General features: G+C 34.8%; 3 protein-coding genes. All 3 read left to right on the plus strand.

The window, feature by feature from the left end; all coding sequences use genetic code 11:
• Positions 1–81 precede the first annotated feature (81 nt).
• Positions 82–4,878: a PA domain-containing protein gene (locus tag G4D72_RS09705; RefSeq protein WP_166077488.1), complete on the plus strand. Its 4,797-nt coding sequence runs from the start codon at positions 82–84 to the stop codon at positions 4,876–4,878.
• A 228-nt stretch (positions 4,879–5,106) separates the two neighbouring features.
• Complete coding sequence (locus tag G4D72_RS09710) at positions 5,107–9,612, plus strand: S8 family serine peptidase (protein ID WP_166077489.1); 4,506 nt, start codon at positions 5,107–5,109, stop codon at positions 9,610–9,612.
• A 93-nt stretch (positions 9,613–9,705) separates the two neighbouring features.
• A complete protein-coding gene (locus G4D72_RS09715; RefSeq protein ID WP_166077490.1) occupies positions 9,706–14,028 on the plus strand; it encodes a hypothetical protein in 4,323 nt (1,440 codons plus the stop codon).
• The last annotated feature ends 59 nt before the right edge of the window (positions 14,029–14,087 follow it).

Consider the following 14,087-nt stretch of genomic DNA (forward strand, 5'->3'; position numbering starts at 1 on the left):
ATTAAGAAAGGTTTTTTGTTAAAATTAGTTAATTAATTAAATATTTTTTTATTTTAGCAAAAAATAACATAACCCCAAATTATGAAATCAAGACTACAAAGACTTGGTTTATTTTTTATTTTTACTACGGCATTTTCAATAGCCACAATTAGTTTTTTTTCTAATTCAAGGAAAATAAAAGAAATAAACCCTACCCGAAACTCATCAACAAGAGAAAAAAAAGTTGAAAGCAATCTTCTAACCATTCAAAAAGAACCATTCGACACTTCTAATTCAAATGAAGAAGAGCGCCACAATCTGCTCACAAAAGTCAAAACATTTTCAAATCAAAACAAACAAAAAATTGTTGATCTGAATCAAAACAGCGATGTAGAATCACTACGTTTGAAACATCAGAAACATTTGAATGACAACCTATTTAAAAAAGAGTTTCTTTTATCTAAAACAGATAGAAAAGCTGTAGGATTACCACCTAACAAATATTTTGAGCAAGATTTTGCTTTAACTCTTAATCCTGAATTAGGAAGGCCTACAGGAGAAAATTTATCAGAAATTAGAAATCAATTAGATAAAGAAAGATCCGCTTTGATTGCGAACCGAACTCCTGGTGACGGACTAGACAATTTATGGGTTGAAAGAGGACCAAATAATGTTGGTGGACGAACAAAAGCTTTAATATTTGATCCAACCGATGCAACAAACAAAACTGTTATTGCAGCTGGTGTAAGTGGTGGCTTATGGAAAAATACTGATATTACAGTTTCTACTACATGGACTCGAATGAATTTACCTGAAAACTTAAATGTTGTAAACATAACTGTTGACCCTTTAAACTCGAGTACTTGGTATGTAGGTACAGGTGAATCATATACTGGTGATGTAAGTGGAAATGGTATTTGGAAAACCACTAATGCTGGTAATTCATGGTTTCAAGTATTTGGAGGCGGAACCGTTAGTACAGTAACACGAGCTACTTTCAATTTAGAAATAACAAATGCAACTAATACTACATTAATAAGAGATTACCAAGCTAATTTGGCTGGCTTTGGAAGCCCCTTTTCAACTCCTGTATCAGGACAAATTGTATTAGCAAATGACGGTACCGCCCCAAATGATGATGCGTGTACACCATTAGTAGGCAACTATGCAGGAAAAATCGTTTTAATTAGAAGAGGAACATGCGGATTTGAATCTAAAGTTTCTCAAGCTCAAGCTGCTGGCGCTGTAGGAGCAATTGTTATGAATAATGCTAGCGGACCATTATTAACAATGGCCAACGGTGGTTTAGGCGTAACAATACCGTCTGTTTTCATTTCAAAAGAAGACGGCGATTTATTAGTGGCTAATTTAAGTAATTTAACAGGAAATATTAAACCGCCTCAACCAGGAGAATTTAATGGAAATGAAGCTATAAATGTTCAAATGATAAATGATATTGCTATCAAAAATAATGGTGGTGTTTCTGAGATCTACGCGGCAGTTGGCGATGGATCTAATGGAGGAACTTTTATCAATGCTTCAAACTATGGTTTATACAAGTCTGTTGACGGAGGAACTACATGGACAAGATTAAATCTTCCTACAACAGCAAGTGGCAACAGAACTTGTCCAATGGATGTTGAAATTGCAGTTGGAGGAAAAATATGGGTTTCTTCAACAAACAGCTCTACATTTAACGATGGTGGAGGTAGAATTTTTGTATCAACAGATAATGGAGCTAACTTTGCATTAAAACATACCATAGTTGGAAATGGTGGAGGTATACGAGTAGAAATAGAAGCATCTAATACTACCGCAGATAAAATTTATGTATTGTCTCAACTAGCGCAAGCTAATCCAGCCACTCCTGATAAAGAGGTTCAAATATTACTTACAACTAATGGATTTACAACTACCCCAACAATTTTGCCATTACCACCAACGACACCTACAACAGAAACAAGATTAACTACTTATGGCTTCACTGGAGCTCAATCGTTTTATAATTTGTTTATTGAGTCGGACCCTACTAATGATGCGAATGTATATGTTGGAGGAATTAATATTCATAAATCAACTAATAGTGGCTCCAACTGGACGCAAATTACAGCTTGGAGTGCAGGTAACAGAGTTCATTCAGATCAACACGCAATGGTTTTCCGACCTGGCGCTCCTAATACAGCTATTTTTGGTAATGATGGAGGCGTTTATTATTGTGCTAGTTTATCAGCTGCTACAACTACTAATGCTACAATAGTGGAGAGAAATGCTGGCTACAACGTTACACAATTTGTTGGGGTGGCAGTACTTCCGTCTGGAATTACCGGTAACTCAGGTGATTTCTTTGTGGCGGGTGCACAAGATAATGGAACATGTTCGTTTCCTGCAACCCCAAGTGCAACAACAGGTGCTGGAGCAGGAACTACATCAAGTAATGAAATACAAGGTGGTGATGGTGGAATACCTTTATACTCTCAAGACACTGATGAATACATGATTACTAATTATGTATACAATGATCAAGTTAGATACAGACCAACCAACAATATCGGCGTTAGAAACTTAGACGATGGAACATTAAACAGAGGTTTGTTTTATCCTGCTTTCGGTCTAGATTCTGCTAATGATATTTTGTATTCGGATTTTACTGATACAGCTACACGTGTGTTTTATGTAAGAAGATATACAAATATTAAAAGTGGAACAACAGCAAGAGTAGATTTAACTAATGCATTATTAACTTCATTTCCTACAGCAATTGCACCAGGTAAAACAACACCTTCAACATTATATGTGGGAACTGCTAACGGTAAATTACTAAAAATATTAAACGCAAATACTCTTACAGCAGCAAACTCTACTTCTACTGTTCCAGCAACTTCTGGTTGGTCTGATATAACAGGAAGTGGTTTTGTAGGGTCAATTTCAGATGTGATTTTTGGTGCTACAGACAATCAAATTTTAGTTACTTTGAGTAATTATGGCGTGAGAAGCATTTGGTATTCGCCAAACGCTGGAGTAAATTGGTACAGCCTTGAAGGTGATTTACCAGATATGCCTGTTCGTGCTATCGTACAAAATCCATTAGCAACGAATGAATTGATGATTGGTACAGAATTAGGAGTTTGGTATACTAATGGATTTAATCCATCATTAACAGCAGATCAAAATTTAAAATGGTTCCATTCATTTAATGGAATGAGTAATGTTAAAGTTACCGATTTAGATCTTCAACCTAATTTATCAAACCCTGCATTGTTTAGTGTGTATGCCTCTACTTACGGAAGAGGCGTGTTCTCAAGTCAACTTTGGTCTTGTGGTGCAACTACAACTACATGGAATGGAACTACTTGGAGTGCTGGAATACCGAATACAAGAACAGCAGCAGTTTTTGCAGGTAACTTTACCTCAACTTCAAGTTTAGATGCTTGTTCTGTAATTGTGAATACCGGTGTGAATGTAACTTTTGTAGAAGGTCATACATTAAGAGTGGGCGACAATATCACAGTTAATGGCACAGGAACTTTAACATTTAATAATGATGCCGCTTTAATTCAACATGCAAAACATGCCGTTAACACAGGTAATATTACCGTTAAAAGAAATTCTACTCCAATGATTCTTAACGATTATACTGCTTGGTCATCACCAGTAGCAAATCAGAATTTATTATCATTTTCACCTAATACGGCTACTTCACGTTTTTACCAATATTTATTTACCGGTACAACAACTCCAACAGCGTATCAATCTGTTAATCCATCTACAAATTCATTTATTGCTGGAAAAGGATATATGATTCGTGTAGGTACAAACTGGTCGCCAACAACACCAACTATTTATAACGGACAGTTTACGGGAATTCCAAATAATGGAAGTTTTGTTTCGCCAGTTGGTAAAGGATTCAACCTATTAGGAAATCCTTATGCATCTCCGATAGACGCACCTAGCTTTATAAGAAGTAATGGAAAAATCAACACGTTATATTATTGGTCTCATAAAGTAGCAGCTAGCGGAGGAACTTTTCCATCTAACAATTATGCCTCTTTTACTTTATTAGGTGGCGTGGCCTCTGCTAACGGAAGCGCAATACCAAATGATAAAATTCAAGTAGGACAAGGCTTCTTTGTTAATGCCATTGGTGCTTTTGATGTTAAATTTGAAAATGAATTACGTGTAGCTGCAGCAACTTCCACACAGTTTTTTAAATCATCAGAAACGAATACTTCCAAAACGGAAAACCACAGAATTTGGCTTAATCTAGACGGCAAAGACGTCAATTACAACCAAATATTATTAGGTTATTCTTCCATTGCTACAAATGGTATTGATGAGCAAATTGATGGTTTAATGTTAGACACTTCTAAAACATTCTTATATAATGTTCTAGGTGATAAAGAATATGTAATTCAAGGAAAAGGATTGCCATTTAATCAAGATGATAGAGTGAAGCTTGGTTTAAAAGTTGTCACAGCGGGTATTTTTTCAATAAATATTGAACAACTTGATGGATTATTCGAATCTCAAAATGTATATCTGAAAGACAACTATTTAAATAGTACTCATGATTTGAAACAAACTGCCTATTCTTTTGTTTCAGAAACAGGAACCTTTACTGACAGGTTTGAACTTATATACAAAAAAGAAATAAATTCTGAAATTGCAGAAGAGAGCAAAGTGGATTTAATCGTTAAAAATAATGAACTTACCATTTTATCGAATTCCTTTAAAATTAGTGCTATTGACGTTTTTGATGTAATGGGAAAATCCGTTTTTTCAAAATCAAACATTAACGAAAAAACTTTAATTACCAATCAGATCCCTGGAAAAAATCAAGCTTATATATTAAAAATTCAACTTGAAAATGGCGAAGTTATTTTCAAGAAAATGATTATGTAATATTTTTTGTAATAATTTAAAGCCTGCAATTAAGCGGGCTTTATATTTTTATAAAAATTTTGTAATTATTAAATATATTTATTAAATTGCCCAATAAAATTGAATATTATGAAAAAAACTTGCCCCTTTTTTAATAATAAGATTTTTTTACCTTTATTTTCTTTAATATCTTTTATCAGTTTTTCACAGACAGAAAAACAAGTCAAAGAGATTGTTAAGAATTATGATATGGTAAAAGCAAATCAATTATTTAACACAGTTAAACAACGAGAAGACCTACAAAAAAAAGAAGTATTAAATTTTGCAAAAGCAAACAATTTACCACTTTTTAAAAAAAACGAATCAGGAAGCTTTGACCAACTAATGTACATTACAAAAGAAGGTATTCCTATTTATTATTCCATAGACAATGCTGCTGCTGCAACTTCAACTAGAGTTAATTTTTTAAGATCTGGAGGTGGACTCGGTCTGAATCTTACAGGAACTGGAATGGTTCCAAGAGTTTGGGATGGTGGCCCTATTCATGTGCATCAAGAGTTCACAGGAAGAGTTACATTAGTTGATGCTACAACCAGAAATACAAATAGTTTTCATGCTATTCACGTTACTGGAACTGTTGTAGGAAGTGGTGTCAATGCATCTGCTCGTGGTATGGCACCTGGTGCAACATCACGAACATTTGATTGGGATTCCGATGAGTCTGAAGCTATTTCAGAAGCTATGAATGGTATGCTATTGTCTAATCACTCATATGGTATTCCTGTAGCAAGTGTTACAGCCACACCTTGGTTCATAGGTGCTTACTCAGCTGATGCTTATAACTGGGATGTAATTGCACATACTTTTCCATATTATTTACCGATAATGTCTGCAGGTAATGACGGAAATAACACTAATCCAAATCCAACTACAGCAAACTACGATAAATTAAATGGAAATAAAAACGCCAAAAACATATTAACTATAGCCAATTCTAACGATGCAACAGTAAACGCAACTACCGGAGCGATAACTGGTGGCGGTACAATTAATACGAGCTCTAGTCAAGGTCCTTCTGATGACAGACGTATTAAACCTGACGTCGCAGGAAATGGAACAGGCTTGTTTTCGGCGGGAAGTGGAACTGGAACCGGTGGAACTACCACACAATATTCGAATTTAACCGGAACATCCATGGCAGCTCCAAATGTAACTGGAACGCTTACATTACTACAACAACATGCTAATAATGTTAATGGAAAATTTTTACTTGCAGCAACGCTAAAAGGACTAACCTGTCATACAGCAACTGATGTTGATGCGGTCGGACCTGATGCTAAATCTGGTTGGGGATACGTTAATGCAAAATTTGCAGCGGAAACCATCAGTAATAACGGACTAACTTCTTGGATATCTGAAGAAGAATTAAATCAAGGACAAACAATTGTAAGACAATTTGTGGCTGCAGGCGGTACACCACTATTAGGTTCGATTACCTGGACAGATTTTCCTGACGAATCTAAAATTAACACTGGCGTATTAAATGAAGCTGATCCAGATTTAACAAATGACTTGGACATTCGTATTACTCAAGGTACCAATACATTTTTCCCTTGGAGATTAACAAATAATGCGGCCGCTTTAGCCACAAGAACTGGAGACAACCCGGTTGATAATGTAGAAAGAATTAATGTAGATAGTCCAACACCAGGTGCGGTATACACTGTAACAATTTCACACAAGGGAACACTTCAGGGTGGCTCTCAAAAATTTGGATTTGTTATGACAGGCGTTTCTTCAAGTTTTACCTTTAAAACTTTAACAGATTCACAAACAAAATGTTCAAACACAGGTAATGCCGTTTATCCATTTTCATTAACTAAAACGGGCGGTGCTAACGTAAATATGAGCGCTTCAAACGTTCCTGCTGGAGCAGTACTTACTTTTAGTACTAACAATTTTGCAGCAAGCACAACATTTAATGTTACAATAAGTAATTTAACAGCAGTTGCAGCGGGTAACTACACAATTGATATTATTGGAAATAATGGTACTGAAACGGAAATTAGAAAAATCTTTCTAACTGTTTATCATCCTGTTTTTAACACTCCTACGCTCTTAACTCCTACCAATGGAATTACTGGTTTAACAACTACAACAACTTTAACTTGGCAAAACGATATTAATGCTACGAGCTGGGATGTTGAAGTAGCTACAACACCAACCTTTAGCACTTTAGCCTTTTCTGGAAATGTTACTACTCCTAGATTTGAAATAATCGGATTAACATCTCAAACAATATATTATTGGAGAGTACGTCCAAAAAATAGTTGTGCTACAGCAGCTTATGAAGTTATGAGAAGTTTTCAAACTGCTACCATAGATTGTTCACCTGCTTCTTTTATAGCTTCTGATTTTTCTAATGCTACAATTGCTACAACCCCTTCGGTTGCCACGGTTCCTGTAACAGTAAGTGGAAATTATACAGTTGGAAAAATTACAGCTACAGTTAATATTTCACATAGTTATGTTCAAGATATGACTATCACATTAACTGGACCTGCCGCTATAGGTAGCCCAGTAGTTATTTTACAACAAGAGGCGTGTGGAGCACAACCAGATATTAACTGCACTTATGATGATGCTGGAAGTACAACAACATGTAACAACACTTCACCAGCGATTTCCGGAACGATTAAAACTTTTGAGTCCTTAACTGCTTTTGATGGATTAGCTGCAAATGGAGTTTGGACATTAACTGTAAGTGATCCTTATAATGGAGATGGTGGAAGTATCAATGCATTTAGCTTAAAAATTTGTAATAAATCTGATATTAGTCCGATTCCTACATTAAGTACTTCTGTAATAAATGTTGTGGCCTCTTCAACTGCTAGTATAACAAATACAGAATTAAATGCTACTTCAACTGCACAAACTGATTTACAACAAACTTATACGGTATTAGAAGTACCTGCTTTAGGCAATTTGAAAAAGAATGCTACAAATTTAATAGTAGGTGCTACATTTACTCAAAAAGATATAAATGATGGTATAATTACTTACACTAATAGCGAAACTATTGCTAATACAACCTCATTTAAAGTTGATGTAAAAAACACGAATAATGGTTGGGTTCCAAGCAGAACAGTAACCATTAATATCATACCTTGTGGTAATGTTACTTCTGTATGGAATGGAACAAGTTGGTCTAATGGCGTGCCAAACAAAACAACAGCAGTAACCTTTACAGGTAATTATGCTTCAATTTCTAATTTAGAAGCATGTTCTATTACTATAAATACAGGTGCAAACGTAATTGTAAATAGCGGGCATACTTTCACTAGTAATGGTCCTGTAAGCGTAAATGGAACAGGAACGTTTACTATAAATAATAATGCCGCATTGAAACAAATTGATCCAGCAGCCATAAACTCAGGTAATATAATTGTCAAGAGAAATTCTGCATCAATGGTACGATTAGACTATACTGCATGGTCATCTCCTGTTAGTGGTCAGCAACTACAAGCGTTTTCACCAAATACATTATCTAACAGATTTTATCAATATTTGTTTACGGGAACCACGACGCCTACAGCTTACCAATCTGTTTCTGCTACTAGTAATTTTATTCCTGGTAAAGGCTATATGATTCGTGCAGCAAATGATTGGGCTTTAACTCCTACTTCATTTAATGGACAATTCTTAGGGAATGCCAACAATGGAAATATTCCTCAAAGTATTGGTACTGGATTTAATTTAATAGGAAATCCTTATGCTTCTCCAATTGATGCAAGGACTTTTTTAAGTAGCAATCCTAGCATCGGTACATTATACTTTTGGACACATACTGTAGCTGCAGTAAACGGTTCATACCCTCAAAACAACTATGCAAGTTTTACCAATTTAGGAGGTGTTGCATCTGCAGCAGGTGGAGCTGTTCCTAATGGAATTATACAAACTGGACAAGGATTTTTTGTAAATGCAAGTTCTTCGGGAACAGCTCTTTTCACAAATAATCAAAGGGTGAACGCAAATACTAGCAGCCAATTTTTTAGAGCTGTAGACCCTAATATTCTTTCAAATACTCTAGAACAACATCGAATTTGGTTAAATTTAAATGATGATTCGAATGCCTATAATCAGATTTTAATTGGATATACCGCAGAAGCTTCTTCAGATTTAGATGCTGGAATAGATGGTGAAATGTTAGACAAATCTAAAACCATATTGTATAATTTAATTCAAAACAAAGAATATGTCATACAAGGAAAAGGTTTGCCTTTTGAAACAAATGACGAAGTAGCTTTGGGACTAAAAACTACAACTTCTGGTAACTTTTCTATTTCATTAGAAAATGTAGATGGATTGTTTACAAATCAAGATATATTTATAAAAGATAATCTTGTCAATACAATCCATAATATTAAAAACGGTCCTTATTATTTTTCTTCTACAGAAGGTGTTTTTAATGATCGTTTCAAAGTTGTATATCAACCAATTTTACTATCCAATCCAAGCCAAACACCAAAAAACAATCTGATGGTCTATACCAAAAACTCTAGTATTTACTTAAATGCTTCAGTTGATATGACTGCTGTTCAACTGGTAGATGTTTTGGGAAGAATTTTATACGACAATACAAATATTGATACTAAACAATTAGATATCAATAACATTAATGCATCTAATCAAGCATTAATTTTAAAAGTTACATTTATTGATGGCACAATAACTGTAAAAAAAATAAGTAAATAAATAAGTTTGGAATGCATTATAGTGAACTTAAAAATTCGCTATAATGTATTCTTTTATATCAATCCCTAACCAAATCCTATTAGACGTTTCACAATGAAAAAAAAATTACTCAAAATTAGCAGTTTATTAGTGCTTTTAGTTTTATTTAGCTATGTAGCTAGTACAACTAATATCTTCCAAACTAAACCACCTTTAAATTCTATTGAATCTTCTGTTGCAAATGGAAAGCAACAAACAAATCCCGAAACAACGATAACAAATGTAGCTATTAAACCTAAAAATACTTCATTTGATCATTCGCATAAAACAATAGAAAAAACAGGGCTAGCAAGTAAGACAAACAAAAGTCAAAAACAAGTAGCTAAAATTAACTTAGATTCTGTAAGAAAATTAAGGGAAAAATATGAAAATTTCCTTGTGAATCACCCAAATCGTAAATCTATGGCTTTGGCTAAAACAGACAGAAAAGCTATCGGTTTACCTCCAAATAAATACAACGAGCAAAATTGGCTATACACTGCTGATCCGAATTTGGGAAGACCAACTCCAGAAGTAACATTAGCAATTCAAAAAGATCTTAATGAAAAATTAGAATCTGGTCGAGTTCCTGGTGATGGAATGGATAACCAATGGATAGAACGAGGACCTAACAATGTTGGTGGTAGAACTAGAGCTTTAATGTTTGCGCCAGGTAGTACAACAAAAGTATTTGCTGGAGCAACAAGCGGAGGTTTGTGGGTTAATAACGACATCACTAGTGCTGCTAGTGTTTGGTCGCAAGTAACAGGTGTACCAAGCAACATGTCTGTTACATGTATAACGGTTGACCCTCAAAATTCTAATATCATGTATATTGGTACAGGGGAAGTATACACTTGGGGAGCTGTTAATGGAAATGGCGTGTACAAATCAATCGATGGAGGTGTAACTTGGAGAAGTATTTTTAGTACTTCAGATGCGGTTAATATTAACGATAGAATTACTTTTATTCAGGCTATTGTGGCTTGGAGAAACCCTACTACTAATTTAACAGAGGTTTATTTTGGGGCTGATGCTATGAACGTAAATTATGCTGGAGGATTAAATCCTGGTGGAACTTCAGAAACTTTTGGAAGAAATACTATTGGTTTATGGAAAAGCACCGATGGAGTATCTTTTACAAGACAAACAAATGCGTCTTTAGAATTTACCGCTGGTCGATATGTAGCTCCTGACAGTTTTACAATTGATTTTGCAGGAAATTTATTTATGGGAACTAAATATAGTTATGTGAATGCTGGAGGTGGCGGAAGAATCTATAGATGCACGAACGGAACCAATTGGACCTTAGTAAGAACATTAGCTTCTGCAAATGGCCGAGTTCAACTAGTAGCCTCAAAAACAACTGCTGGTAGAATGGTAGCACTTTGTGAAAATCTAGCAACCGGATTACCAGTAATAAGAAGATCAACTGATGGTTTTGCCACGATTGATACTAGTGTGCCTTTACCTGTAAGTTCAGGAACGCAACCTCCTGCAGCAAATGATTTCTGCAGAGGTCAAGCTTTTTATGATTTAATGATAGGAATGAATCCTACAAATGATGAAGAAGTATATGTTGGTGGAATTGAAATTTTTAGAAATACTCAAATGTTTAAAGCTACACCTGTTGCGGCAGACTGGGTACAATATACAGACTGGACACTTAATCCAACAGACACCGGAAGTACTACTACACAATTAGACGGTGTACATTCTGACCATCATGTTATTGCTTTTGCACCAGGTTTATCATCTCGAGTGGTTATTGGAAACGATGGTGGAATTTATTATTCAAACGATTCAGGAAATTCGATTGGAGTTAGAAATAATGGTTACAATGTAACTCAGTTTTACAAAGGTGCAATCAACCAAACTGGAACTCAAAAACTTTTGGCTGGAGCACAAGATAACGGCTCACAATTAATTAGTCCAGCACCAGCAGGACCAGGTTCTTCATTTGATTTATTTGGCGGAGATGGATGTTGGGAATTTATTGATAAACAAAATCAATTTATGGTAATTTCCTATGTTTATAACACGTATGCCTTTGTTAATTACGCTGCAGATGTCGCTACTCAGTATATAGCAAACGATTTTGGTGGTTCCGATGGTGATTTTGTAAACCAATGTGGATTGGATAGTAATTCTAACATTCTTTTTGCTAATGGAACAGCCGGAACAACCTATAGAATATACAGATATGCCATTAATCCTGCCACCGAAACTACAACAACCTCAACTTTAACAAACGCACTGATTAATAACATTCCAACTTATTTTGAAGCTTCACCCTATACGGCTAATAATTTATTAGTAGGATTAGCAAATGGAAGATTAATTAAAGTAATTCGTTCTAATGGCCCAACAACCGGACCTGTTGGTAGTCAACCTGCCTATTCATCTATTGGTGATGCCAGTTGGGTTGGTACAATTTCAGATATACGTTTTGGTGCATCAGATAATGAAATTTTTGTAACTTTCCATAATCACGGAGTAACAAGTGTTTGGTATACCACTAATGGAAATGCAACTACACCTACATGGGTTAGCAAAGAAGGAGATTTACCAAATTTATCAGTAAAATGTATTTTACAAAACCCTAATGCTACTAACGAAGTAATTGTAGGAACAGATTTAGGAGTTTGGTATACTGTTAATTTTAATGCAGCCTCTCCAAATTGGAGACGTTCTAATAATGGGATGAAAGATGTACCTGTTTTATCTTTTGATTATAGAAGTGCAGACAGAGTAATTTTAGCAGCAACCTATGGAAGAGGTATGTGGTCTGGAGAGTTTTGGCAATGTGGTGCTACTACAAAAACGTGGAACGGTTCAGCTTGGTTACCTGCTGGAACACCAACCAAAAGAGACGCTGTAATTTTCGCAGGCAATTACACTTCTACAGCTAGTTTAGATGCATGTTCTGTAACCGTAAATACCGGAGCAGCCGTAACATTTGTATCTGGTCATACTTTACGAGTTGGAGAAAACATAACAGTAAACGGAACAGGTTCTTTAACTATAAATAGTGGTGCAGCTTTAGTACAGTATACAAAACACGCTGTTAATACAGGGAATATTATCGTAAGAAGAGCTTCAACAAACATGATAAGAAATGATTATACAGCTTGGTCTTCTCCAGTTGCCAATCAGAATTTATTAGCCTTCTCACCAAATACAGTAACATCACGTTTTTATCAGTATTTATTTACTGGAACAACTACTCCAACGGCTTATCAATCGGTTGTACCTTCAACAAACTCATTTGCTACCGCTAAAGGGTATATGATACGTGTAGACAATAGTTGGACTTCAACACCAGCAGTTTTCAATGGTCAATTTACTGGAGTCCCAAATAACGGTTCAATTACATATCCAGTAGGTCAAGGCTTTAACTTATTAGGTAATCCGTACGCTTCCCCAATTAGTGCCTATCGCTTTTTGATTCAAAACCCAAAAGTAAATGCAATTTATTACTGGACTCATACAGCAGCTGCAGTTGGTGGTGTTTACCCACAAAACAACTATGCTTCTTATACTACTCTTGGCGGAACAGCCTCTGCTGCAGGTGGTGCTATTCCTAACGACAAAATCAATGTAGGTCAAGGTTTTTTCATTCAGGCAGCGACTGCATACACCGTTTCATTTGAAAATGAATTAAGAGAAGATGCCATAACAACTAATCAGTTTTTCAAATCTTCTGATGCTATTACTGAGAATTTAGAAACAGAAAAACATAGAATTTGGTTAAATTTAAGTGATGGAACAAAAAGTTTTAATCAGATATTAATAGGTTACACTGAAGGTGCTACTGATGGTTTTGATGCTAAAATTGACGGAAAAATACCAGATACTTCAAAAACTATGATTTACAATTTAATTGATAATAACGAATATGTAATTCAAGGAAAAGGCTTACCTTTTACTGATGAAGATGTAGTAAAATTAGGTTTAAAAGTAACAGAAGCTAGTAATTTCGAAATTACTATTCAACAAGTAGATGGTTTGTTTAACAATCAAGACGTATTTGTGAAAGACAATTATACAGGTGCAATTCACAACTTAAAAGAAAGTTCCTATTACTTTATTTCTGGGGTTGGAGTATTTAACAACCGATTCGAATTAATATATAGAAAACCTAATAAAGAGGTGGAAGTAATCGCTTCAAATACGATTGATGTATTTGTAAAAAATAACGAATTAACGGTTCAAACATATCAATCTGAAATTACAAATATTGAAATATATGATATTTTAGGTAAGGTAATTTTCTCTAAAAATGCTATTGATAGTAAACAATTTAACACCAACATAATGGCTGCTAAAAACCAAACATTACTGGTGAAAATACAATTAAAAAATGGAGAAATACTAAATAAAAAAATACTATTATAATAAGTAATTTTAAAAATAAAATAAGCCTGTAACTTGACGTTACAGGCTTATTTTTTATA

The organism is Flavobacterium difficile (genome assembly GCF_011392115.1).
GTDB lineage: Bacteria > Bacteroidota > Bacteroidia > Flavobacteriales > Flavobacteriaceae > Flavobacterium > Flavobacterium difficile.